Here is a 24,433-nt window from a genome sequence, read left to right as displayed (position 1 = left end):
ATTATAGCCTAATTTGCATGAGGGCTTAGATCAAACAATCTATGCTAAAATGGCCGTTTTATTTTAACTCCTGGAGGCAAGCATGCATGTCTTTATGCGTTTATGCGCAGTTGCAATCGTCAATGTAAGTTTGGTTTTTGGGGCAGCCTACCCCCCCATTAAGGGGCGAGCGTTGGCTCTTACCAGCCACGCCTTAGCTGATAAGGTTGGGCAAAAGATTTTAGATGAGGGGGGCAATGCCATCGATGCGGCAGTGGCGATCGGTTATGCGCTGGCGGTGGTACACCCCTCTTCGGGCAATTTGGGGGGGGGGGGCTTTGCCGTGGTGCATTTAGCCAATGGGGAAAACATCACCCTAGACTTTAGAGAAAAAGCCCCTCTAAGAGCCACCAAGAACATGTATTTGGACAAAAAGGGCAATGTCGTACCCAATCTAAGCACCGATGGCTACTTGGCTGCGGGTGTGCCCGGCACCGTGGCGGGCTTGGAGGCGTTGCGTAAAAAATACGGCACGCGTAAACTTGCCACCCTTATCCAACCCGCCATTGACCTAGCCCAAAACGGCTTTAGGCTCACTCAAAGGCAGGGGCAAACCATGTTGGATAACAAGCCCCGCTTTGCCAAGTATGCCAGCAGCCGCAAATACTTTTTAAAAAAAGGCATGGTGGCCTACCAAGAGGGGGATTTGTTTGTACAAAAAGACCTTGCCAAGACCTTGACTCTCATTAAAAAGCAAGGGATAGATGCTTTTTATAAGGGTAAAATTGCAGATTTGATCGTGGAAGACATGCGCAAAAATGGCGGGATCATCACCAAAAAAGACCTTGCCACCTACAATGTTGTGTGGCGTAAGCCCGTAGTTGGCAGCTATAGAGGCTATAAAATCATCTCTATGGGTCCCCCTAGCTCAGGTGGCGCGCATGTGATTGAAATTTTAAACACCATAGAAAACGCCAACTTGCACAAACTCGGCTTTGGTTCTAGCCAAACCATCCACATCATGGCAGAAGCGATGCGCCAAGCCTACGCCGACCGCTCCGTGTATATGGGCGATCCCGACTTCATCACCATCCCCCTAGACAAGCTCACCAGCAAGGAATATGCCAAAGAAATTTATGCGCACATCCAGCCAGACAAAGCCACCCCAAGTAGCCAAATCGACCCCGGGCTCGGGCAGTTGCACGAGGGCAAGAACACCACGCATTATTCTGTAGCGGATAAATGGGGCAATGCGGTGAGCATCACCTACACCATCAACAACTACTACGGCAGTGCGGCTGCTGTCAATGGAGCGGGCTTCTTGTTGAATGATGAAATGGACGACTTCTCCATTAAACCGGGCACACCCAATCTTTACGGGCTTGTGGGCGGAGAGGCCAACGCCATCGAACCTAAAAAACGCCCACTAAGTTCCATGTCCCCCACCATTGTGCTTAAAAACAATAAAGTTTTTATGGTGGTGGGCAGCCCTGGGGGGGCGCGCATCATCACCACGGTGTTACAAGTCATCAGCAATGTCATCGATCATAAAATGGACATTTCTCAGGCTGTGAGCGCACCACGATTTCACATGCAATGGTTACCTGATGAAATCCGCACAGAACCTTATGGCATGGCTAAAGATGTGCAAGAGAATCTAGAAAAAATGGGCTACCACATTGTGGTCAAACCCGTGATGGGTGATGTAAACGCGATTGTCATCAATTCCACAAGCCACATGATGTATGGCGCACACGACCCCCGCAAGGAGTTTTAATGTTTGCACTTGAGCCAATCAAAACCCTAGAGAGCAAGAGTTGTAAAGCCACCTTTTACCATTCAACAATGGGGCAAATCGCCCACATTACGGGGCAACAGGGGGGACTGCTCTTGCAAGCCCACCCCCATTTGGAGGCCGAGCTTTTAGCACACATAGCGGGTTGCACGCATCCACGCCCTAGAGAAGCCTTGATTTTAGGGGGCTTTAACACCGAGATCGCCTTTGAGTTGTTGCGCCATGAAGGCTTAAAAGTGGATTTCGTGCAAGAAGAGGGGGAGCTCTTAGAGGGGCTAAAAGACTTCTTGCCCCACTTGGACACACTCAAAGCCAACCCCCACTTTAAGCAAGTTTCTAAAATCCTAGATCTGGAGGTGAAAAAATACGACTTGATTTTCTCTTTAAACCCCCTAAACGCCCACCAAATTGATGGTTTGCAGCGCATGCTCGGCGTTGAGGGGATTTTAATTGCGAGTGCACCAAATCCCCTTTTAGAGCCACAAGCCTTTAAACAGGGCGTGCAAGAACTTGCCCCCCACTTTAGCGTGTTAATGCCATTTTCTAGCCCCTACACACCCTTTAGCACGCATTATTTCTTTGCCTCCAAGCAGGCCCACCCTCTAGCGGATTTGATCTTGCAACGCGTGGATATGTTGGAGGGCCTTAGCCACTACAACGAGGACATCCACACCGCCGCCTTTGCCCAGCCTCAATGGCTACACCAAGACCATTTAGGACTGTTTAAAAATTGAGCCTCAAACACGCCTTTGTACTCACCGGGGGGATTGGCACGGGCAAAAGCACGGCCGCTAGCCTGCTTGCCTTGCACGGGCATACCATCATAGACGCAGACAAGAGTGCCCATGCCTTGTTAGAAAAGCACGCAAAGGAGTTGATTGAAATTTTTGGCGAGGGCATTAGCCAGGGGGGGCAAGTCTCACGCCCTAAGCTGGGTGCGCTTGTTTTTAGTGACCCGACACAGAGGGCAAAGCTTGAGGCGTTTTTGCACCCTAAGATCCGCCTAGATTTACTGCAACAAGCCCACAATCTAGAGACAAGCCAAAAGCCCTATTTCTTAGACATCCCGCTGTATTTTGAGATCGAGGGGCAAAAGACTTATGGCGTTGCGCAAATCGTCTTGGTCTATGCGCCCAAAGAGACACAAATCCAAAGAGTGGCTAAGAGGGACAAACTAAGCCACGAGCAAATTTTAAAGCGCCTAGATGCCCAAATGGATATTGAAACCAAGCGCGCCCTAAGCCCCTACATCTTAGACAACTCCAAGGATTTAAAGCACTTGCAAATCCAAGTAGAAGCCTTTTTAAACAATCTATGAGCCTTTATTTTAGCCACGAAAACATCTCTTTACACCACGCCAATGCCCTAGACACAAAAGCCCTAGAACAAGAAAGTCTAGATTGCACCATCACCTCCCCACCCTACAATGTGGGCATTGCCTATAGCAGCAATGAAGATAGCCAAAGCTATGTAGAGTATGTGGACTTCAACGCCGCGTGGCTAGAAAATGTCTATTTATGGAGCAAGGACAGTGCGCGGTTATGTTTAAACATCCCCTTAGACAAGAACAAGGGCGGACAGCAGAGCGTGGGGGCGGATTTAATCACTTTGGCTAAAAAAGTGGGGTGGAGCTACCACAGCACCATTATTTGGAACGAAGGCAATATCTCTAGGCGCACGGCGTGGGGCAGCTGGCTTAGCGCGTCCGCCCCCTATGTCATCGCCCCCGTGGAGCTCATCGTGCTTTTATACAAGCGCACATGGCGCAAGACGCATAAAGGGCTTAGCGACATTTCTAAAGAGGAATTTATGGCTTGGACAAATGGGCTTTGGCAGTTTAATGGGGAGTCTAAGAAGCGCATAGGGCATCCCGCCCCCTTCCCTAGGGAGTTGCCCCGCCGCTGCATCAAACTCTTTAGTTTTGTGGGCGACACCATTTGCGACCCCTTTAGCGGGAGCGGGACGACCATGCTAGAAGCTCATTTTAACAAACGCGCCTTTGTGGGTTTAGAGCTGGATCAAAGCTATTGTGCCCTAGCCAAAGAGCGGTTTTTAAGGGAAGTGGCTAAAGAGAGGAGTTTATGGGGCAATTAGATTTAATCATGGAGTTTTTTAAAGCGCACCCTAAGCAAGACATCGCCCACCCGCAAGTGGTGGATTGGGTGGTGCAAGAATATAAAAAGCGCACAGGCAAGGTGTTTAGGGACCCGGATCGAGGTATTAGAAGCTTGCACCAGCAGGGCAAACTCATCAAAGTTTCTAAGGGTGTGTATTGTTACGACCCTGATTTTGTGGCGTACCCACATTTGGAGGACTTTAGCCCCGCTTTAAAAAAGCAAATTTTAGAGCGGGACGGCTATGCTTGCGTGATCTGTGGAGCTGGGCAAAAGGAGGGCATGGAGTTGCATGTCGATCACATCAAACCCAAAGATTTAGGCGGGTTAGCCACTTTAGAAAATGGGCAAACCCTATGCGCCAAACATAATTTCTTAAAAAAGAACTTCAATCAAACAGAAACGGGCAAGAAAATGTTTTTACGCCTCTTAGAGAGCGCAAGAGAGGCGGGCGAGTTAGAGCTTGTCGCCTTTTTAGAGGAGGTGTTAAGCGTGTATGAAAAGCATGGCATGAATGGGCATGTGGTGTGGAAAAAAGAGCACAAAGATTAACATAGCTTACACTTTATAAAAGAAAATATCCTATTAAAAAGCGTGTGCTGTGTGGCAAGGGCTTAGCTTTAACTTTACTTAAATTCAAGTTTTCTTAAGTTTAAAAGGCTAGAATGGGCGTTTTTGATATTCGACAAGGAATACGGGATGCAACTGACTAAGTCCATGAAAAATACAGACATCAAGCGCGCATGGGTTGTGCTGGATGCAAAAAACCAAGTTTTTGGGCGGCTAATCACCAAAGCGGCGACCCTACTTAGGGGCAAACACCGCCCTTGCTTTACCCCCAATGTGGATTGCGGGGATTTTGTGGTGATTGTCAATGCTAGCCATGTGAGGTTCTCTAGCTTGAGTAAGCTCAAGGATAAAGAATACTTCACCCACTCCGGCTATTTTGGCAGCACCAAGAGTAAAACCCTAGAAGAAATGCTAGAGAAAAACCCCGAAAAACTCTTTTATCTAGCAGTGCGGGGCATGCTGCCTAAAACCAAACTCGGGCGCGCGATGATTAAAAAGCTGAAAGTCTATAAAGATGAAAAACACCCCCACACGGCTCAAGTGGGCAAAAAGGATTAAGTAGATGGCAAAAATTTACGCTACAGGCAAAAGAAAGAGCGCGATCGCCAAGGTTTGGCTCACGCATGGGGATGGGCAACTAGACATCAATGGCATGGATTTAAACACATGGCTAGGCGGACATGAGTCCATCAAAATGAAGGTCATGCAACCCTTGGTACTCACCAAACAAGAGGGCTTGGTGAGCGTGAAAGCGGTGGTCTTTGGGGGTGGCTACAGTGCCCAAGCTGAAGCTTTAAGGCATGGCATTTCTAAGGCGTTGAATCTTTACGACACGGCTTTTAGGGCTATTTTAAAACCCAAGGGGCTTTTGACTAGGGATTCTCGTGTTGTGGAGCGTAAAAAATATGGCAAACGCAAGGCGCGCCGTAGCCCACAATTCTCTAAACGCTAGGGAACACACAAGGGGGGCGTGTGGCTGTTGATCTAAAAACCACGCCGATCCCCAGGCTTTTTTTCTATTATTTTATCCCCCTCGCCTTTTCGATGATCTCGCTCTCCACCTACTCCATAATTGATGGCATGTTTGTGGGCAACAAGCTAGGCAAGAATGCTTTGGCTGCTGTGGGGGTGTGCTGGCCCATTTTCCCCACCCTGATTGCCTATGAATTGCTCTTTGGGCTGGGGGCGGCCTCGATCGCTTCGTATTTCTTAGGCAAGGACCACATTAAACGCGCCCGTTTGGTTTTTAGCTCGGTTTTTTATTTTGTTGCCATCAGCATTTTAATCGTCAGCTGGGCACTGGTGCCCTTTAGCGACAAAATTGCCAAAATGCTGGGCAGTTCAGACTTGCTCTTGCCAATGGTGTCCATTTATATCAAGGTGATCTTGATAGGAGCGGTTTTTATGGTCTTGCACCCGCTCGCCGATGTCTTTGTGGTGAACGACAAACGCCCCATTTTGGCGATGATCGCCATGCTGGTGGGCTCTCTCACCAATGTGCTCTTGAATTACCTCTTGCTCTATATCTTTGAAGTGGGTATATGCGGGAGCGCAATCGCCACGGTGCTCGGGCATGCAGTGGGATTCTTTGTCTTATTCTCGCATTTTCTTTTGAAAAAGGGGCAATTATACTTTGTGCGCCGTTTCAACTGGGCGAGCGTGATTTCCTCAGCCAAGAGTGGCCTGCCCCAAAGTGTATCTGAGCTCAGCGCGGCGATTGTGATGCTCTTGTTTAACCACACCATCATGCACACCACTAATGAACGGGATGTATCCATCTATGCGATCGTCGCCTACAATGGGATTGTGTTTTGGACAACCTTGCTCGCCATCGGGCAGGGGATTCAGCCCATCGCCAGCTTTAGCTACGGCGCGGGCCATATCGATCGCGTCAAAGCCGTGTTTCTCTTTGGACTCAAGGCTTCTCTTTGCGTGGCTTTGGGGTTGTATGTGATTTTTTATTTTGGGGACACTTATTTGATCCGCCTTTATGTGGGAGTGGAACAATTGGCCAATGATCCAAACTTTTTACAAGACACCAAGAGTGCGATGAATATTTTCTATGCTGGGCATATTTTCTTAGGAGTCAACCTCTTTTCTGCAATCTTTTTCCAGTCCATCCAGCGCACCAAGAGCTCCTTTCTCATCACCATTTGCGAAACGATCGTGTTCATCGCGCTCTTGTTGCCGATTCTCAGTCGTTTAATGGGCATTCAAGGCATTTGGATCGCCTACCCACTCTCGCAATTTTTGGCCTTGATTGTGGCAGCGTTTGTGGTGCGCTACGAGATCAAGCGTGGGACATTTCACGAAAACTACATTAAAAAAATATGTTATAATACACCATGCAAATCAAAACGAAGTTAGCAAAAACCCTATCCGCTCCCCAAAGAGCTACACCTGCTAATCAGTTCATCGAAGTGTGTCTAGACCCCTCCTTGTATGCCAAAACGAGCATTTACATTAAAAAACATTTCTCTGAGCATGTCAAATTTAAACACACCTTGATTTTGCTAGAACAAACAAGCCTCAAAAAAGCCTATTTATTAAACCGCCTCTTTTATGCCGAATACGCCATGCACCCCTTCAACTCCCCCGAAATGTTTAACCTCTTGCTTGAAAAAATCTTAAGCAACGCCCACTTACCCGTGGTGTTTAAAGAGAGCTATATCCCAAAAATCAGGACTAAACCCCTCTTGACCCTTGTGCCTAAAGTAGAAATCCAAACCATTTACATGCACTCTCGGCTGGTGTTTTACTACACGCATTTTTTGGCTAGAGAGTTCTTGCATAGCTTGTTCGCCCCCTTTATTTTGCTCGAAACTCCCTTTAAGGACAAGGGCAATAAAAGGGATTTCTTGCACGAAACCCACGCCCATTTGGACGCGTTGCAGGTGTTGATGGCGTTGAAAAACCCGCATTTCAAGCACGCTTATATTCAATTCATCTACCCCACACAGAAACTTTTTTTAACAAAACAAGAAGAATTGATCTTAAAAGCCTTGCGTACGCTAGGCTTAGGGGTGATGCACTCTAAAGAAGAAATCAAACACCGCTATTTAGAGCTAGCCAAACTCTACCACCCAGATACCACCCCCTCCAAAAAGCCCCAACACAACCTACGCAAGCAACGCTTCTTGGAAGTGATGGAAGCCTATAAAATCCTAAAGAACCTCTAGTTGGTGCCCTTGTGTTCTTGAATCATGCGGTAGATTTCATCTTTCAGATGCAACTTTTTCTTTTTGAGAGCAACGACTTTGAGCTCATCGGTGTTGTGCGCCTCTAAAGTGCTGATCTCATCGTCTAGAGCGTTGTGTTCCTCAAAAATCTTGTGGAAGTGGGGGTTTTTGTTGCTGAGCTCCTTGATTTCTTCCCGGTACTCGTGGAACATCCGTTTCTCCTTTCTAATAAAGTTAATCATTATAGTATAATGCGCCTTTTATCGGCTTAAAGGATTGCCATGTTCTCCCTAAAATCCCGCATTTTTTGGTTGTTTTACACTTTCCTGTGCTTTAGTCTGCATGCCTCTGGCATCGCTGAGCATTTGCGTTACAATTTGGGCTTTAATCTCTTCATCATGGACCACGAGGGTTACACGACCTATTGGCCAAACACCAACACCACGCTCAACACCCGTTTGACCCCTGAATTTGGTTTCGCCTTCAACACCAGGGGTGTGGAGCAAAAGCTCATGGTGGGGGCGTTCTTTTTTCAAAACATCCACACCTACCAAATGAATTTCCCCTCTAAATGGGGCCCCACACTCTACTACCAAGCAAGAGGGCATTCTTTTAACTTCTATGGGGGGATTTTCCCTAGAAAATACCTCAATGGACACTATCCCTTAAATGTCTTTGCGCCCTATTATTGGTTCATAGACCCGAATGCACGGGGCTTTTTGCTGCAATACCGTCCGCCCAAAAACCCCTTCAAATCCACCCACCTAGAAGCCGAGTTCATGCTCGATTGGTTTGGGGGCAACTGCTACACCTGTAAATTCGGGCACAACGCCCTAGGCAATGGCATGGACCGCTTTAGTTTTATGGGCTATAGCGAGTTAAAGACCTTAAAGGGGTTTTTGATCTTAGGGGGCAATGCCGAGTACTTCCATGTGGAAGACCAATTCTTGTTAAATTGGCCCAACACTTCGGGCAATATCCCCCGTGGCGGGCATTACCTGCTTGATCGCCTCTACTACCAATTCTACGCCAAGAGCGACCTTTTATACGCCGCCCCCTTCATGGATAAATTGGATTTTTCTATAGGGGTGCTTGCGAGTTTAGAGCGTTTACGTAAAATGGAGATGAACAGCGATTTTAGGATAAGCAATGGCTTTTTCACCCAAGCCAACATGCAATTTAAGGGCTTTGGAATCACTGATTTATTCTTTGCGAGTAAATACGGGCAGAACGCCTACGAACATATCTACAACAGCACCTACATAGACAACATTTGCATGGTCTCTAAAAACTACTGCCCCACGCCAATTTACCGCGGAGTCGCCTTTTTCCAAGCCCCCTTGTATAACCGCTTTGACATCTACTATGAATTTAGGAGCTCTTTTGCGAGCATTAAAACCCAATTTGTCTACAACACCATGAGCAACTACCACACCACGCAATCCTCCTACCAAGTGTATTTCACCGTATCTTTAGACAGCTACGATTTACTCAACTTCATCCTACGCAAAGTCCACCGCTAGAGCAAACTGCCGATATAAGGCTAGGCTTTAGCCAACTAGGTGTGGCCTAGTTAAAGGAGTTTGCATGCCTGTATCCATCCCGGGTAACCTCACCTACATCAACCAAAACGCCCCCTACAGCTCCATTGTCAATCAAAACGCCCTACCTAAAATCTCGCAGATTGACCAACAAGTCTTTTTGGAACGGCTACAAAAAGTCGAAGCCACCCGCGCTTTGGAAGAAAACAAGGCCGTGAGCCCAGATAAGGAAGAGCCCCCCCACCATCCCACCAATCAAGGGCAACAAGAATCGCAAGAGCAAGGCTCCCCCCAAGAGAACGCCGATGACCGTTGCCAACAAGGCAAGGACAAGAAACATTGCTACCACGGGCATTATTACAGCGACAGCGAGCTAGAAAGAGCGGTAGAGAACACCGAAGAACTCGAGCAACTTGTCGATCCCCATGTGCTAGATATTACAATTTAAGGGTTTTTAACAATATAGAAAGGGGGTGGACAAAAGCCTGGCTATTGTAATAAGCATGCTAGCATTGTAAAAACAAAGGAGCTTCGATGCAATTTGCATATGATTTAGTGGTGATCGGGTTTGGCAAAGGGGGCAAGACTCTAGCCGTCGCTGCCGCCAAGCTAGGCAAAAAAGTCGCCCTCGTGGAAGCCAATAAGGACATGTACGGCGGGACTTGCATCAATGTCGGGTGTATCCCCTCTAAAACCCTCTTGCATTTAGCCACCCACAAAAAGGGGCAAGCAGGCTACAAAGAAGCCATAGAAGCCAAGAACAAATTGACCGCCCTTTTGCGCCAAAAGAACTATGAAGCCCTGCTGGATGCGAAGGTGCAAGTCATTGACGGCATGGCAAGCTTCAAAGACAGCCACACCTTAATGCTTTATCATAACGACAGTTGTCAAGAAATCAGCGCACAGTACATTGTCATCAACACGGGCTCAATCTCAACCATCCCTAGAGTGCCCATCCACTCTGATAAAGTCTATGACAGCACCTCTTTAATGCAGCTGGCAAACTTACCCGCGCATTTAGTCGTGGTGGGCGGGGGTTATATTGGCTTGGAGTTTGCGAGCATGTTTAACTTATTTGGGCGCACCTCTAGCAAACACACCACCAAGGTGAGCGTGCTGGTGCGTGGCTCGGAATTTCTCCCCAAGGAAGACCCTATTTTTAGCCAAAGCATCCACCAATCCCTAAGCCAAAAGGGGGTGCAAATCATCACAAATACCACTTTAAACGCCATTGAAGACAATTGCGTGCATTACACCCAAGACAAGCAGGCAAAGACCCTTAAAGCCGATGCGATCTTGTTGGCCACGGGGCGCGTACCCAACACCGCCACTTTGCAGCTTGAGCGCGCGGACGTTGTTCTAGGCGATAAACAAGAGATTTTAACCAATGAGTTTTTGGTGGCAAACCCTCAAGGTGAAGGCAATATCTACGCTATCGGCGATGTCAAGGGTGGACCTATGTTCACTTATGTGAGCCTCGATGATTTCCGTATCGTTTATGACCACCTCTATGGTGCAAAAAGACGCTCCACCCAAAACCGCCATGTCCTGCCCGAAGTGCTTTACATTGAAACCCCCTACAGCCATGTAGGCTTAAGGGCGTACGAAGTGAAAGACAAGGTGTTTTCTACTCACAGCCTCAAAACGGCGGCCATCCCGGGAGCAAGGGTGCTAGAAGACACTACGGGGCTCTTGCAAGTCCTCGTAGAAGAACACACAGAGCGCATTTTGGGCGCGAGTTTACACTGCCCTTTATCTTACGAATACATCAACCTCTTTAGCCTTGCCATCAACCAAAACCTGCCCTTTTTCATCCTCAAAGACATGATCTATACCCACCCCTCCATCATGGAGAGCCTCAACACCCTCTAGTTTGGGGCTAAAGATTTACGCCGTGGATATAAAATGCCATATCCACGAGGCGTTTGGCATATGCCCACTCATTGTCGTACCACGCCATGATTTTAGCATGCTTGCCTAAGCTAAAAAGCATGTCCTCCACCACCACGCAGCTTGCTGCATTGCCGATAATGTCGCCACTCACTTGATAGTGGCTATCCACTTCTAAAATGCCCTTTAATTCCTGTTGACTCGCCTTCTTAAACAGGGTTATGAGTGCCTCCGTGCTCGCCTCCTCGTTTAATTGTACACTCAAATCCACCATGGACACATCCATGGTTGGCACGCGCACACTGCGCCCATGCATCTTACCCTCCAAATTCGGCAACACAAGGTACAAGGCTTTGGCCGCCCTCGTGGTGGTAGGGACAATATTGTGCGCGGCACGGCTGCGGCGTTTGTCGTTGCTTAGTGCGCCATCTACCAAGGCCTGCCCCTTGGTGTAACTGTGTATGGTGGTGAGAAGCGCGCTTTCAATACCAAAATGCCTATCTAAGAGCATACAAATGGGGGCTAGGGCATTCGTAGTACAAGAAGCGTTAGAAATGATGGACTGGTTTTGGTAGTTCTTGTGATTCACTCCTAAAACAAAAGTTGCCTCTCTAGCAAGAAAGGCGGTGTGTGGCTCAAAGGGTGCACCCAAAAGAACTTTTTTTGCCCCCTGCTGGCAAAACACCTCTAAAGCCTTTGGAGCGCAAAAATACCCCGAAGTTTCTAAAAGCACATCCACCCCAGACAAGTCTAAATCTTTGGGGTCTTTGCATGCCTTAAAGGCGATTTTCTGCGCGCCCACCAAGAGCCGTCCCTCCTGGTTTTGCACCTCTTTAGGGTAAATCCCATGTACGCTGTCGTATTTGAAAAGATAGGATAAGATGTCTAAATTTGCAGGGTCGTTGATCAGCACTAACGCCCCGGGATGCTTGTCGCATAAAATGCGCGCCACACAACGCCCAATCCGCCCAAACCCATTGATCGCAACCACCAAAGCAACGCCCCTTTTCGTAAGTTAAAGCCCTGTTTTTTGCTAGGACTTAAGCAAAACAGCCCCTATTTTAGCAATTTTTAGTACATTTTAAGAACACTGCCCCACCAAGCTGTCTTTAAGTTTGCTAAACCCCTTATTTGACACAGCCCACAAGTGACATTTTAAGCAAGGTATTAAGGGGATTTGGCTAGAATCTTGCCACTTTTTATAAAAGGAGATTTATATGGCTTCTCTGTACGATAGGTCGCAAGCGCATGAAAGTGCGCCCTCTTACGCCCAGCAAAGCGACACCGCTCTGGTCAATTTTGTCAAAACCACCTATAAATTCTTTGCAGCTAGTCTACTTCTAGCCACCATCGGTGCGCTCATTGGTATGATGCATTTTCAGGTGGTTGTACAATATAAGTGGGCGTTTTTCATCGGCGAAATCGCTGCCTTCTTTGGCTTGATGTTCACCCGTACCATGCCCACGGTGAATTTGCTCATGCTCTTTGCTTTTGCCTTTTTATCAGGCATCACCTTAGTGCCCTTGCTGGGCTTTGTGATCGCCAAATCAGGCGCAGCAGCCATTTGGCAAGCCCTTGGCATGACCACCATTGTTTTTGGTGTAATGAGCATTTATGCCATCAAAACTAAGAACGACCTTGCCAACATGGGCAAAATGCTTTTCATTGCCGTGATTGTGGTGATGGTGGCCTCCCTCATCAACCTCTTTTTGGGTTCACCCATGATGCAAGTAGCGATTGCGGGTGTATGCGTGGTGCTCTTTAGCCTCTTTGTGGCTTACGACACCCAAAACATTATCCGCGGGCTTTATGAAAGTCCTGTAGAAGCGGCGGTGGCGTTGTATGTGGATTTCTTAAACATTTTTGTGTCTCTCTTGCAAATCCTAGGCATTATGGGGGGGCGCAACGACTGAGCCAATCGGCCGTCTTTTAGACGCGAATTTAAACCGCTTTAAGGAGGGGGTGCGGGTGGTTGAAGACATCTTACGCTATCTATACAACCATCGAGATTTAGCCCTCCGTTTAAAACAAATCCGCCACCAAGCTACCGAGGTTTTCACCCAACACAACATTAATTTCTCATGGCTTTGTGCTGAGAGAGATAGCCAAAGCGATGTCTTAAAAGCCCACGATACCCCCCCCAAGGACCCCTCAAGCCTAAGCATGCTACAAGCCAACTTCAAGAGGGCGCAAGAGAGCGCACGGGTACTTGAAGAATGCTTTAAATACTTAATGCCCCCAAACCCCCAAACTCCAAGCTTTAAAACCCTACGTTATTCCCTTTACACTCTTGAAAAAGAGTGCATGGTGTTTTTGCGCGATTTACCAAAAAGTGGCTTTTCTAATGTAAAATGGAGCCACCTAGAGAGATCTAGAGTAATTTTATTTTTGGAGGATTTTATGGCCGACGAATGCTGTCATGATCACAATGAAGGTGGATGTTGCCACGATCACGAAGGGCATGGTGATCACCACCACCATCACCATCATCACTACTATGGTGGGCATCACCACCACCATCACCACCATCACGGCGGTGATCACCACCACCATCACCACCACGGGGACGAGCACCAAGGCTAACCCCCACCCCCGGCAAACACCGGGGCAACATCCATGAGCCCACAATTTTAGAGGCGATTCAGAATGTGGGTTTTGCTTCTATGATTTGTTGCGTTTTTTACGAAACAAAATCCAAAATCATACTTATTATTGTTGTTATTTGGAAAATATTTTTATTGACATTTTATTACTAAGTGAATATAATCCACATTTTTAAAACTTCCGTAAATAGGGGATTACATGATCTCAGGTTTATCTGTTAAATTGATTGGCGAATATGTGGATATTGGCATTTTTATGGCACTTGGAGTGATGAGTTTTGTGGCGATGTGGTTTACCATTGAGCGGATCATTTTTTATAGCAAGTTGGATTTTAGCCTATATGACGACCCAGACAAGCTTGATTTGGACTTGAGCAAGAATTTAACGACCCTTTATATTGTCTACTCCAACGCCCCCTATGTCGGGCTTTTGGGTACAGTGCTGGGCGTGATGGTTACATTTTATGATATGAGCACCAGCTCCACGGGACTAGATGCTAAAGCCATCACCCTAGGCTTATCCTTAGCTCTGAAGGCGACCGCTTTTGGGCTCGTTGTGGCGATCCCCACGCTTGTGGTTTACAACGCCATGTTACGCAAAAGCGATGTGCTGTCCGAAAAATTCCGCTTAAGCCTTAAAAAGAGTGCCTAATGCGTTCTAAACTAAGGAGGGGCGATGGGCTCAACATCGTGCCTTTCATCGATGTGATGTTGGTGTTGTTGGCGTTGGTGTTGAGCGTGTCTACCTTCATTGCCGAGGGCAAAATTAAGGTTAATTTACCCAGTGCGAGCAGCGCGCAAAAAGCTCCTCCCCAAGAGAAGAAAGTTACGATTGTGGTGGATAAAAACGATGGGATTTTTGTGGACGATAAGCCCAAAAGCGTGGAGGAGCTGCGCGCACTCATCAAATCACTGGATTCCAAAACTTTGGTGGATTTGCGCAGCGATAAAGACTCGAAGTTTGGCACCTTTATCGAAATCATCGACATTCTCAAAGACCTAAACCATGAAAATTTCTCCATCTCTACAGAAAAAAAGTAGGTCTTCCACCCGTGTAAGCTTTGTCATCACAAGCGTGGTCTACGCGCTGGGCTTTGGGATTTTCCTTGTGGGTTTCCCGGACCATATTGAAAACTTAGCTCAATCGGGCAATAGAAGCATCACAATGAGCCTTGCGAGTATCGACACGCACGCCGCCCATCTTGAACACACTCAGCAAGCCCCCACCCCACCCAAACAAACCCCCAAACAAGAACCTAAGCCAAAACCCCACCCCCACCATAGACCCAAGCCTAAACCAAAGCCAGAGCCTAAACCCAAACCCACTCCTAGGCCCGAGCCAAAACCAGAACCTAAACCTGAGCCCAAGCCCAAAGAAGAGCCCAAACCTGAACCCAAAAAAGAAGAGGCAAAGCCTGAACCCAAAAAAGAAGAGGCAAAGCCTGAACCCAAAAAAGAAGAGGCAAAGGCAAAAGACAAGGATTTAAACAAGAAAGAGCCTAAAAAGACCCAAGCGTCTAACCAAACTTCCCAAGGTGCAAAAACCAGCTCCATGGCATACAATCAAGGCGTGAGCGATGCCTTCTTGATGAAAATCCAAATGGCGATTTCCTCTAAGAACCGCTACCCACGCATGGCGATGATCAGAGGCATTGAGGGCGAGGTGCTGGTGGAATTTGTGCTCAATACCGATGGCACCACCACGGACATTAAAATCTCTAAGAGCTCAGGCTCGGACATCTTAAACCACGCTGCTCTGCAAGCTGTTAAAGAGGCTTCAAGGCTCTTTCCCATCCCCAAACAAAGCGTGCGCCTAAGAATCCCCATCGCCTACACGCTAAAGGATGAATAAAGCGGGGTTTTACCCGAGTACATAGCGTTTTTGTTGCGCTCTTCTGTTCTGTGTATGGGCGTAGAGCACTTTGTTTCTTCCATCCCTAAAACTTTTGGGCTAGGGGTTTTAATGGCTCTCGGGGACTATCTTGTCAAATATTTGGTTGTAGAACTTGACATGGCTTGCTAAAGGGGTTGGCTATAGGGGCTTGTGTAACTTATTATGGGGTTTTGGGCTTTACACAAGAGCTCTATTTCAAGCGTGGTTTGGTTTTAGCGGGACTTGCTAGGAAGATTGCTAGGGGGCTTATATCGTGCTTTAGGGGGTGTGCTTAGGGTTTTGGCTTAAAATCTGTCTAATTTTTATCTTTTGGGTATTAAATACCCAAAAAAGCGTATTATTTGGCAAAAAATCCCTTGAAACTTGACAAAAACATATATTTATTGTAGAATCGTGCCCGTGTTTTAAGCACCTAGCATGCGATAAACTAGAAGGCCTAAGCACTACGAAACGGGCTGTCTTCTTAGCTGTTGGAGAAGGCGACCTTTGCTGTTGCTGTTGTTTTGCTACTCTGCTCTTCCTTCAAAATTTGGAGACGCTTCGGGATGTTAATCTCAAGTGGTTAATCTAAGGTTAACCACTTTTGAGTTGCTAGCATCACGCGAGGCTAAAAGTGCCAAGCGTGCGAAATGAAGAACAAAAGATTCCTTTCAAAAGGGCTTTGGGGTTCGGGGTTTAAAAACACCTTCATGCCCACTTCCACATCCACAATGTGCCAAGTTACAATGGTGCGAAACTGCACCCCGAAAGTCCCCATTGCCCGAAAATATGCAGGCTTAAACGAAAAATCCTTAAATGAGTTCCAAGTGTTCTCAATCAAATCCGAAACCCTGTTGTTGGTCACCCACGAATTTGCCCCCAGTTGCAAGCCAAAAAAGATGGTCCATGAGTTGATAGGGTTTCTGTTATAAGATACCATCAATTCTCCACCCACGCCATAGGTGAATAAATTTGCCTGTTTGGAAGCCTGCCCAAGCAAGACATTGCCATAGTCTAGGAAAATATAATAACGGCTATAAAGCCACGAGTTTTTGGGATTGATCTCATAGCCCCAAGTGATGGAAGCTCCCTGCATGGGCTTGTTGGTGTTTAAGGGTTTGAGATAAACCATGCCAATTTCAAAAGCCGAAGACATGTAGCTTAAGTTCTTAGATTTAAGAGGAGTCATTGCCATGAAAAAGGCGCATGCGAGGGTACGCTTTTTGTGGATGCTAAAATATTTGAAAACCCGATTTGGCATGCCACATACTAGCATTTTAAAGCCAAAAAACGGGCATATGTGTTGCATATAAGCGTTGTCTAAGTTGTTTAAGATTAAAATTCTCGCTTGTTCTTGTGGGTAATCCACGCTTAAATCTTTGATGCAGAAGGACAGCCATGTTAGAAGGTGAAGCTAGGGGCGCGCTTAGTAAATCCGCCAAAAAAGCGTTGCGTAGAGAAGGTGTTTTGATGGCGAATTTATACGCCAAGGGCATGGAGAATGTCCACGCCACTTTTAAGATCAACGACTTTATCCGCTTTGTCAAACATAAACCCAATCTAGACTTTATGGTGAAAATCGGGCAAGCCAGTTACAATGTCGTGGTGCAGGCCTACCAAAAAGACCCCGTTACTAGCGCCTTGATCCATGTGGATTTATTGGTGCTCCAAAAGGGCTTGAAGTCTAAATTCTTGATCCCCGTTAAAACCACCGGCACCCCCGTGGGTTTAAAAAACAAGGGCATTTTAATGCTCTCCAAAGCCCGTGTGCAAGTGGAGTGCATGCCTGAGAATTTGCCCGCCCATTTTGAGCTGGATGTGTCCGCTTTGGATGTGGGGGATGCGATTTTAATCAGGGATTTACAAGTGCCCGCCCATGTGAAGGTGCTAGAAAACCCAAATAACGCCGTTGTCGGGGTCATTAAGGCGAAGTAATGCTCTTGGTGGGGCTAGGCAATCCCACAGCCACCTATGCCCATACCCGCCATAATGTGGGTTTTGATATTTTGGACTTGCTGGCGCAAAGCTTCCATGTAAACTTTAAACACTCCAAACTTTATCAAGGCAGTTACACCAAGATAGGTACAGCCTATTTATTAAAGCCCACCACCTACATGAACAACTCCGGGCAAGCCGTGCAAGCCTTTTTGTCTCAACACAGGGTCAAAAATATTTTAGTGGTGCATGACGACTTGGACTTGCCTTTGGGGGCGGTGCGCTTTAAAGCCAAGGGGAGCAGTGGGGGGCATAATGGGCTCAAGTCCATCATGGCGCATTGCACCCACCCCTTTTATAAAATGAAAATCGGGATCGGCCGGGGCAAGAGCGGAGTCATTGCGCATGTTTTGGAGCGTTTTAGCTTAGAAGAGCGGCCCCTTTTAAACGAAATTTTAGAACACGCCAAAGAAGCCCTGCTCTTTTACCTAGAAAAGGGCGATTTTTACGCCATGCAAAACCAATTCACCCGCAGAGCCTAGCCCATGCGCTTGTGGGTGTTTGTGGGCTCTTACTACCTCAAATATTTTGGCATCATTCTATGTGCCCTTGAGTTCTTTTTCATCGGCATCGACAGCCTGCAATACGCCGAAAAATTCCCCACCGCTGCTAACTTACTCTTGCTTTTTTTTGTCTATGACGGGCTATATGCACTCAACTACACTCTGCCCTTATCCCTGCTTCTAGCCCTTGTGCTCTTTTACACCGCCTTCATCCACTCCAACCAATACACCGCTCTGCTCTCCATTGGCTATCCCATCAAGCAAATCCTAAAACCCATGCTCGCCATCAACGCCCTTTTCATCATCATTTTCGTTGGACTGAGTGCTACGCCCTTTGTCTATATGCAGGAGAAAGCCGAAGCGATCATTTATAAAGACAATGCGGGCAACATCTCCCAAAATCTTTTGGTGAAATACAACAACGACTATGTCTATTTTGGTAAGATCAACCCTTTGTTGCAGAGCGCGAGCAATGTTAAAATCTTCACCCTGCAAAACAAGCAACTCAAAACCTTCGCCCAAGCCCCAAGTGCCAACTTTGAAGGCAAGTTTTGGGTTTTGCGTGGCGTGAGCTTTTTAACCCTGCCTAACCCCTTTGTGCTAGGTCCCAAGGGGCTTAAGGTACAAAAACTGCCCGTGCTAAAGACGCTTAAGGGCTTTCGCCCCAAAGTGCTTGACACAATTTATCAAAACAAACCCGCCGTGTCCATCACGGACGCACTGCGCTCCTTGCATGTGCTTTATCGCCAAAAGGCGGACACCAAGAAAATCCGGGGCTTTTTATATGTGTCGATCCTACTGCCCTTTTTCGTGCCCCTAACCGCGATTCTCATCGCTTACCACACGCCCAAACTCGCCCGCTATGAAAACCTCGCCCTGCTAAGTTTAAAATTCATCCTACTCTCGTTGGTACTGTGGGGGCTGTTCTTTGCCATGGGAAAGTTTAGCATCTCAGGGGTGTTCTTGCCCGAAGCGGGGGTACTAGGACCTTTTTTAACCCTAATGGCGATCGCCATGCACTACTATAAACGGCTCAACACGAAGCTTTAAAGCCCTGCACGAAGTCCATTAATTTGGCGTGCATTTGGGGGGGATTGTTTAAATCCTGCTCTAAGATTTGCACCACCGCTGAGCCACAAATGACTCCATTTGCCCCCATGTCTTGAGCCTCTTTGGCGTGGGCGGGCTTAGAAATGCCAAAGCCTAGCAAGCAAGGCACATCTTTAACGCACTTAAGCTGAGCGATCACGCCCTTTGCGTCCGTGCCTAAACTCTCGCCCGCTCCCGTAACGCCCGCGCGCGCCAGCACATAGACATAGGCATTGGTAAGATTGGCGATTTGCTCTAAATCCTTATGGCTTGTGTGCGGGGCAGCAATGAAAATGGGGGCAATGTTGTGCGCTTTTGCGCTTGCAATAAAAGGCGCGCTCTCGGCTAGGGGCAAATCGGCAACCAAGACGCTTGCCACCCCGCAATCCGCGCATTTGGCGTAAAAACTCTTCACGCCATAGCGGTGGATCAAGTTGGCATACAGCAAGAGTCCGAGGGGCGTTTGCGGACTGTAGCTGTGGATTTGCGCCAAGAGTTCAAAATTTGTTTGCATATTTGCGCCCGCCTTTAGGGCGCGTAAGTGGCTTGCCTGTATCGCCACGCCATCGGCCATAGGGTCGCTAAAGGCAAAGCCCAGCTCTAAAGCGTCCGCTCCCGCGTCTATGAGTGTTTTAACAATCCTAAAACTCTCTTCATAGCAAGGATCGCCCAGCACCACAAAAGGGACAAAGACTCCGTTTTTTTGAAACACGCTTTTATAGTCCATAGGGGCTAAATCGGCAAAGGGCGTAAATTTATAAGATTTTGGGCTAAAATAAGGGCATGCGTTGGTTGTTTTTGGTTTTTTTTGTGTTGTTTAGCGGGTGTGAAGAGCGCTTTGATACGGCTTACATGCCCAATTACATTGAAGAAAAGCGCACACAGGCGACTAGAAAGGGCGAAATCATTAAAAACCTGCGCCCCGTGGCAAGCGTCTTTATCACGCATTTAAACGATGTGGATCCAGTCACCTACCACCAAAGGGAGTTTTTCTTTGTGGAGCTGTTTGCCCAAGATAAAAGCGTGTATAAAAACGGGGGCATTAGCTATGTGCTGTATGGCTCGAACAACAAAGAATACACACCCATGTGGGTGCGCCCCATTGACAAGGACGAATACGACAAAATCCTTTACACCACGAACAAATACGCAAGGGGCTACCTGCTCGCGTTCAAAAAGCTGGATTATATCTCCGAGCAGGACGCAAAAATGGATATGGAGATAGACGGGCTTGGCGAAATGCACTTTAATTTTGCCACCCAAGTGCCTTTGCCTAAGTTTTAAAAAGAAATTCTGCTATAATGGCACCTTACCCCCGATTTAAATCACCCAAGGATGTTAATGGAGAAAATACTAGACATAGTCGAGCTGATTGCCTATGAAAAGGGCTTGGGCTTAGACACAATTAAAGATGTCGTCAAAAACAGCATTTTAAAAGTTGCCAAGGAGTGCTTGGACGCGCAGGCGCATTTTGTCATTGACGACTCGAACAAGGATTTAACGCTCTTGCATGTGGTGCAGGTATGTGCTGATGACGACCCGAGGCTAGAGACCGACCCTAAAAACACGCTCGCCCTTAGCCAAGCGCATAAGAGCGACCCGACTTTAAAGCCCGATGATTTGCTGCACTATGAAATCAGCCTTAAGGACATGAAACGGGGGGCGGTCAATGCCTTGTTTAAAGACCTTGAATACAACATACAAAAGAGCCTAGAAGACCAGTATTTTCAAAAATACAAGGCGATGTTAAACACCATTGTGAGTGGGGTGGTGCTGGATGTGGATAGCGAGCAAAACACCTACATAGAGATCGATGGCTTGCAGGCGATTTTGGCACTCAAAAACCGCATTAAGGGGGAGAGCTTTAAGGTGGGTGATAGCGTGCGGGCGGTGTTAAAGCATGTGCGCTTTAGCAAACAGGGTTTAATCTTAGAGCTTTCGCGCACCACGCCCAAATTCTTAGAGGCATTGTTGCGCCTAGAAGTGCCCGAGATCGCCGATGAAGAGATAGAGATCATGGGGATCGCGCGCATTCCGGGCGATCGCGCTAAGTTGGCTCTACGCTCACACAATAACCAAATCGACCCGATCGGCGCGACCGTGGGCGTGAAGGGGGTTAGGATCAACGCCATTAGTAAAGAGCTTTGCAACGAGAGCATCGACTGCGTGCATTATAATGAAATCCCCGAAATGTACATCGCCAATGCCCTCTCTCCTGCCCAAATCATTAAAATCAAACTGAGTGAAACCGAAGAGGGCAAGAAAAACGCTCAAGTTACCCTCTATGGCGATCAAAAGAGCAAGGCGATTGGGCGCAATGGGGTGAATGTGCGCTTGGCATGCATGCTCACAGGTTTTGATATAGATTTTGAAGTGCTTGAGCCCAAAGAGAACGCGCCTAGAGTACCCGAAAAAGTGGGCCTTAGCATGCTTGAATCGCTCTTTAGTAAGAAGCCCACCTCCGAAACCCCCAACAGCTAACCCCTTCACCAGCTACAGCCAAAGAGAGGTGAATAAAAACCCAAAGCCCACAGAAAAGGCGATGGCTAAGGTCCCGGGAATTAAAAAGGGGTGGTTAAACACATACTTGCCAATTTGCGTACTGCCCGTGTCGTCCATTTGCACCGCCCCTAGTAAAGTCGGGTAGGTGGGCAGCACGAAGAGGGCTGAGGTGGCGGCAAAGGAGGCGATGATGGTTGCCACGCCGTGCGGGTGTTCTGGGGTGAGTCCCATGGCTAAAATTACGCTGGGAATGAGTGCTTTTGTGGTTGCCGCCTGTGAGTATAAAAGCATACTTGTAAAAAACAGCCCTACTGCCAGCAAAAAGGGGTAATGCGTGATCCAAGCAGCGGCGTGGGTTTTGATCGGCTCAATGTAGGCTTTTACAAAGGTGTCGCCCAGCCACGCCACACCCAGCACGCACACACACGCGCTAAGCCCCGCTTTGAAGGTGCTTGTCTGCACGAGCGCATTGCATTTAAGCTTACAAAAAAAGACAATAAACGCGGCGATGGTGAGCATAAGCGCCATGATCGCGCCATTGCGGGGCAAATGCACAGGCGTGATCCAGCCCACATTTTTAGAAATCGCCGTGGCATAAAGCACCACCGCCACAATCCCCGTCACAAAAATCCACACCGACAAACGCGCGCCCCTTGGTAGCTCTTTATTTTCTGTAGAGCGCACCGCTACTGCTCCCTCTAAGTGGCTGGGAAAAAACGCGCTCACAAGGAATGCCGTGAGTGCACAACCTAGAAAAGTTGAGGGGATGATAAGGCCAAGTAGAAGCGGGTAAGACACGCCCAGGGGCTCTACAAAGGCACTCATGGTGATCACCGCTGCGGACACGGGGCTAGCCGTGATCGCCACTTGACTAGCCACCACCGCCAAAGATAAGGGACGGCAGGGGCGGATTTTCTGTCCCTTTGCCACCTCCACAATCACAGGCAGCACCGAAAACGAGGTGTGCCCCGTGCCCGCTAGAAGCGTGAGGGCGTAGGTGACAAAGGGAGCTAGGTAGTTGATGTATTTAGGGTTTGCCCGTAAAATCTTCTCTGCTACCAAGACCAAGTAATCCAAACCCCCCGCCAATTGCATGCACGAAATCGCCCCAATCACGGACATGATGATCAAAATCACATCCCATGGGATCGCCCCCGCGTCCATACCAAGTCCCAAAGTGAGCACCACCACGCCAAGCCCCCCCGCAAAGCCAATCCCCATCCCCCCTAGCCGCACGCCAAGGAACAGAGCCACCAACAAGACCAAAAACTGCAAAACAAAAAGACCCATACAAACTCCTTAATGTAATTCTAGCGTTTCTTAGCTAGGCTTTGCTAAAGTGGGTCAAAACCTTTAAGGACGCATATGCCAAACACCCTAAGCCTAGAGGATTTACAAGCCCTAAGCACCCATCTAAACCGTCCGCCTAGCGCACTCGAACGCGCCCTAGTGGCGGCTCTTTGGAGCGAGCATTGCAGCTACCGCTCTAGTAAAGCCCATTTAAAAGATTTTGGAGTGGATTTAGATAACAGCGGGGGGGTGGTGGATTTAGGCGGGGGGCTAGGCGCGGCGTTTAAAATCGAATCGCATAACCACCCGAGCTTTTTAAACCCCTATGAGGGCGCAGCTACAGGGCTAGGCGGCGTGCAGCGCGACCTTTTGAGCATGGGCGCAAGACCCCTAGCCTGCTTTGCCCTGCTGCGTTCTGCTAAGACCACCCCCCACCACCAAGAAGCCCTAGCGGGCTTTAATGACTACGCCAAGCACACCCACACGCAAAACTTAGGCTGTGAGGGCGGCTTTAGTGAGGGCTTTACGCACAATGTTTTGGTAAACGCCTTTTGTCTAGGGCTCGTGCCTTTAGCGCAACAAGTGGGGTCAAGCGCGCGCGCTGGTGGGGTGTTTGTGCTGCTTGGGCGCGTGGCTTGGGGCGTGGGCGTGGATGGGGCGTGCATGAGCAGCAAAGAACTTCAAAAAGAGCAAAGATCGAGCGTGCCCACAGGCAATCCGCACCTGCAAGCTAAGCTCATAGACACATGCTTAGAAATTTATACCGATATAGGCGTGCTCGGGGCGCAGGATTTGGGGGCGGGGGGGCTTGGTGTGGCGTGTGTGGAAATGGCAACGCGTGGGGGAGTTGGGGCGATTTTAGAGCTGGAGAATGCCCCAAGCGTGCAGGATTTAGATCCCCTAGAAATTTTACTCAACGAAACCCAAGAGCGCATGCTTTTATGCCTAGAGCCTGCCAAGCTAGAGCAAGCCCTGCAGGTGGCACAAAGGCACGGCTTAGAGGCGCAGGTGGTGGGCGTGGCGACTAAAGAGCGTGTGCTTAAAGCCTTGTATCAAAACCAAGAGCTTGCAACTTTGCCCCTGCCCTTAAAGCCCCCCACCACCCTACTAAGCACTAAACAAGAGCCCCGCCTAAGCCCCCACGAGGTAGAGCTATCCTCCCTGCCCCCTTTTAAAATTTGGCTGCCCCAAATCAACAAACATTTATGCCTTGCTTTGGCTAGCTCCACGCCTGCCGCCCTGCAAGAGCCCAAAGAGGACAGCAAAAATCTATGTTTGCAAGCCGCTAAAGAGCTACAAGGGTTGGGCGCAAAGGTGCTTGGCTTTAGCGATTCGATCAACTTGGGGGCGATGGATGGGCATGGGGCGTGGGTGTTGCAACAAATGTGTTTGGGACTCAAAGAAGCACGCCATGTGCTTGGTGTACCCTTTGTAAGTGGCAATGTGTCGCTCAACAACGCCACCGCCAACACCCCCCCCATCCCCCCCACCCTAGCTATTGTAGCCGTGG

General features: G+C 48.2%; 28 protein-coding genes and 1 pseudogene. 24 read left to right on the top strand and 5 right to left on the bottom strand.

The window, feature by feature from the left end:
• Nucleotides 1-82 precede the first annotated feature (82 nt).
• From ggt to AOG36_RS02490, 9 genes are all read left to right on the top strand, one after another.
• A complete protein-coding gene (gene ggt, locus AOG36_RS02530; RefSeq protein ID WP_015106256.1) occupies nt 83-1,756 on the top strand; it encodes a gamma-glutamyltransferase in 1,674 nt (557 codons plus the stop codon).
• Nucleotides 1,756-2,508, top strand: a complete 753-nt coding sequence (locus AOG36_RS02525) for a spermine/spermidine synthase domain-containing protein (protein ID WP_015106255.1) — start codon at nt 1,756-1,758, stop codon at nt 2,506-2,508. The genes ggt and AOG36_RS02525 overlap by 1 nt, the downstream gene beginning before the upstream one ends.
• Nucleotides 2,505-3,092, top strand: a complete 588-nt coding sequence (gene coaE / locus AOG36_RS02520; RefSeq protein WP_015106254.1) for a dephospho-CoA kinase — start codon at nt 2,505-2,507, stop codon at nt 3,090-3,092. The genes AOG36_RS02525 and coaE overlap by 4 nt, the downstream gene beginning before the upstream one ends.
• Entirely contained in the window at nt 3,089-3,868 is a 780-nt protein-coding gene (locus AOG36_RS02515) for a DNA-methyltransferase (RefSeq protein WP_015106253.1), read from the top strand. Before coaE ends, AOG36_RS02515 begins: the two co-directional genes overlap by 4 nt.
• Entirely contained in the window at nt 3,856-4,440 is a 585-nt protein-coding gene (locus tag AOG36_RS02510; RefSeq protein ID WP_015106252.1) for an HNH endonuclease, read from the top strand. The genes AOG36_RS02515 and AOG36_RS02510 overlap by 13 nt, the downstream gene beginning before the upstream one ends.
• Nucleotides 4,441-4,587: 147 nt before the next feature.
• A complete protein-coding gene (rplM, locus tag AOG36_RS02505) occupies nt 4,588-5,016 on the top strand; it encodes a 50S ribosomal protein L13 (RefSeq protein WP_015106251.1) in 429 nt (142 codons plus the stop codon).
• Nucleotides 5,017-5,020: 4 nt separating this feature from the next.
• The gene (rpsI, locus tag AOG36_RS02500; protein WP_015106250.1) at nt 5,021-5,410 is read left to right on the top strand and encodes a 30S ribosomal protein S9; all 390 of its coding nucleotides are present in this window, start codon (nt 5,021-5,023) and stop codon (nt 5,408-5,410) included.
• 20 nt (nt 5,411-5,430) lie between these two features.
• The gene (locus AOG36_RS02495) at nt 5,431-6,825 is read left to right on the top strand and encodes an MATE family efflux transporter (RefSeq protein ID WP_015106249.1); all 1,395 of its coding nucleotides are present in this window, start codon (nt 5,431-5,433) and stop codon (nt 6,823-6,825) included.
• The gene (locus AOG36_RS02490; protein WP_173380396.1) at nt 6,804-7,637 is read left to right on the top strand and encodes a J domain-containing protein; all 834 of its coding nucleotides are present in this window, start codon (nt 6,804-6,806) and stop codon (nt 7,635-7,637) included. Before AOG36_RS02495 ends, AOG36_RS02490 begins: the two co-directional genes overlap by 22 nt.
• Here the strand turns inward: AOG36_RS02490 and AOG36_RS02485 are convergent.
• Nucleotides 7,634-7,849 (bottom strand): HP1242/YdcH family protein, encoded by a 216-nt coding sequence (locus tag AOG36_RS02485; protein ID WP_015106247.1) that lies wholly within the window; start codon nt 7,847-7,849, stop codon nt 7,634-7,636. The genes AOG36_RS02490 and AOG36_RS02485 overlap by 4 nt on opposite strands.
• Before the next feature lie 69 nt (nt 7,850-7,918).
• Between AOG36_RS02485 and AOG36_RS02480 the strand changes: the two genes are divergently transcribed.
• The 3 genes from AOG36_RS02480 to AOG36_RS02470 all read left to right on the top strand — a co-directional run bounded on the left by AOG36_RS02480 (nt 7,919) and on the right by AOG36_RS02470 (nt 11,050).
• A complete protein-coding gene (locus tag AOG36_RS02480; RefSeq protein WP_015106246.1) occupies nt 7,919-9,160 on the top strand; it encodes a hypothetical protein in 1,242 nt (413 codons plus the stop codon).
• Nucleotides 9,161-9,224: 64 nt separating this feature from the next.
• A complete protein-coding gene (locus tag AOG36_RS02475) occupies nt 9,225-9,626 on the top strand; it encodes a hypothetical protein (RefSeq protein ID WP_015106245.1) in 402 nt (133 codons plus the stop codon).
• Nucleotides 9,627-9,712: 86 nt separating this feature from the next.
• Entirely contained in the window at nt 9,713-11,050 is a 1,338-nt protein-coding gene (locus AOG36_RS02470) for an FAD-dependent oxidoreductase (protein WP_015106244.1), read from the top strand.
• Nucleotides 11,051-11,057: 7 nt separating this feature from the next.
• Here the strand turns inward: AOG36_RS02470 and AOG36_RS02465 are convergent, their stop codons facing one another.
• Nucleotides 11,058-12,062 carry a type I glyceraldehyde-3-phosphate dehydrogenase gene (locus tag AOG36_RS02465; RefSeq protein WP_015106243.1) on the bottom strand — a complete coding sequence of 335 codons (1,005 nt, stop codon included), beginning with the start codon at nt 12,060-12,062 and terminating at the stop codon, nt 11,058-11,060.
• Nucleotides 12,063-12,285: 223 nt separating this feature from the next.
• Between AOG36_RS02465 and AOG36_RS02460 the strand changes: the two genes are divergently transcribed.
• From AOG36_RS02460 to AOG36_RS02440, 6 genes and pseudogenes are all read left to right on the top strand, one after another.
• Nucleotides 12,286-12,981 (top strand): Bax inhibitor-1/YccA family protein, encoded by a 696-nt coding sequence (locus tag AOG36_RS02460; RefSeq protein WP_015106242.1) that lies wholly within the window; start codon nt 12,286-12,288, stop codon nt 12,979-12,981.
• 4 nt (nt 12,982-12,985) lie between these two features.
• Nucleotides 12,986-13,357: pseudogene (locus AOG36_RS08950) on the top strand (thiamine-phosphate pyrophosphorylase); the annotation flags it as partial.
• A gap of 130 nt (nt 13,358-13,487) precedes the next feature.
• Complete coding sequence (locus tag AOG36_RS08945; protein WP_053825432.1) at nt 13,488-13,688, top strand: hypothetical protein; 201 nt, start codon at nt 13,488-13,490, stop codon at nt 13,686-13,688.
• Nucleotides 13,689-13,870: 182 nt separating this feature from the next.
• Entirely contained in the window at nt 13,871-14,323 is a 453-nt protein-coding gene (gene exbB / locus AOG36_RS02450) for a TonB-system energizer ExbB (RefSeq protein WP_015106241.1), read from the top strand.
• Nucleotides 14,323-14,712 (top strand): TonB system transport protein ExbD, encoded by a 390-nt coding sequence (gene exbD, locus AOG36_RS02445; RefSeq protein ID WP_015106240.1) that lies wholly within the window; start codon nt 14,323-14,325, stop codon nt 14,710-14,712. The genes exbB and exbD overlap by 1 nt, the downstream gene beginning before the upstream one ends.
• Nucleotides 14,678-15,523: an energy transducer TonB gene (locus AOG36_RS02440; RefSeq protein ID WP_173380395.1), complete on the top strand. Its 846-nt coding sequence runs from the start codon at nt 14,678-14,680 to the stop codon at nt 15,521-15,523. Before exbD ends, AOG36_RS02440 begins: the two co-directional genes overlap by 35 nt.
• Nucleotides 15,524-16,172: 649 nt before the next feature.
• On the opposite strand, the gene AOG36_RS02435 is transcribed toward AOG36_RS02440, so the two are convergent.
• Entirely contained in the window at nt 16,173-16,739 is a 567-nt protein-coding gene (locus tag AOG36_RS02435; protein WP_053825556.1) for an outer membrane protein, read from the bottom strand.
• A 203-nt stretch (nt 16,740-16,942) separates the two neighbouring features.
• On the opposite strand from AOG36_RS02435, the gene AOG36_RS02430 reads away from it, so the two are divergent.
• From AOG36_RS02430 to AOG36_RS02420, 3 genes are read left to right on the top strand one after another with little or no spacing between them, the layout of a single operon-like run.
• Nucleotides 16,943-17,479, top strand: a complete 537-nt coding sequence (locus AOG36_RS02430; protein WP_015106235.1) for a 50S ribosomal protein L25/general stress protein Ctc — start codon at nt 16,943-16,945, stop codon at nt 17,477-17,479.
• The gene (gene pth, locus AOG36_RS02425) at nt 17,479-18,021 is read left to right on the top strand and encodes an aminoacyl-tRNA hydrolase (RefSeq protein ID WP_015106234.1); all 543 of its coding nucleotides are present in this window, start codon (nt 17,479-17,481) and stop codon (nt 18,019-18,021) included. The genes AOG36_RS02430 and pth overlap by 1 nt, the downstream gene beginning before the upstream one ends.
• A gap of 3 nt (nt 18,022-18,024) precedes the next feature.
• Entirely contained in the window at nt 18,025-19,092 is a 1,068-nt protein-coding gene (locus AOG36_RS02420; RefSeq protein WP_015106233.1) for an LptF/LptG family permease, read from the top strand.
• On the opposite strand, the gene trpA is transcribed toward AOG36_RS02420, so the two are convergent.
• Complete coding sequence (gene trpA / locus AOG36_RS02415; protein ID WP_015106232.1) at nt 19,076-19,858, bottom strand: tryptophan synthase subunit alpha; 783 nt, start codon at nt 19,856-19,858, stop codon at nt 19,076-19,078. The genes AOG36_RS02420 and trpA overlap by 17 nt on opposite strands.
• 56 nt (nt 19,859-19,914) lie before the next feature.
• Between trpA and AOG36_RS02410 the strand changes: the two genes are divergently transcribed.
• Entirely contained in the window at nt 19,915-20,415 is a 501-nt protein-coding gene (locus tag AOG36_RS02410; RefSeq protein ID WP_053825431.1) for a hypothetical protein, read from the top strand.
• A gap of 57 nt (nt 20,416-20,472) precedes the next feature.
• Complete coding sequence (nusA, locus tag AOG36_RS02405; RefSeq protein ID WP_015106230.1) at nt 20,473-21,612, top strand: transcription termination factor NusA; 1,140 nt, start codon at nt 20,473-20,475, stop codon at nt 21,610-21,612.
• Nucleotides 21,613-21,624: 12 nt separating this feature from the next.
• Here nusA and AOG36_RS02400 read toward each other — a convergent pair whose 3' ends face one another.
• A complete protein-coding gene (locus AOG36_RS02400) occupies nt 21,625-22,923 on the bottom strand; it encodes an anaerobic C4-dicarboxylate transporter (protein ID WP_053825430.1) in 1,299 nt (432 codons plus the stop codon).
• A 75-nt stretch (nt 22,924-22,998) separates the two neighbouring features.
• On the opposite strand from AOG36_RS02400, the gene AOG36_RS02395 reads away from it, so the two are divergent.
• Nucleotides 22,999-24,433 (top strand): AIR synthase-related protein (locus AOG36_RS02395; RefSeq protein ID WP_238374874.1); only part of this gene is annotated, 1,435 nt, incomplete at its 3' end.

The sequence above is a fragment of the Helicobacter heilmannii genome (assembly GCF_001283065.1).
Lineage (GTDB): Bacteria > Campylobacterota > Campylobacteria > Campylobacterales > Helicobacteraceae > Helicobacter > Helicobacter heilmannii.
Note: the sequence above shows the minus strand (reverse complement) of the source record. Positions and strands in the feature narration are given on the sequence as shown.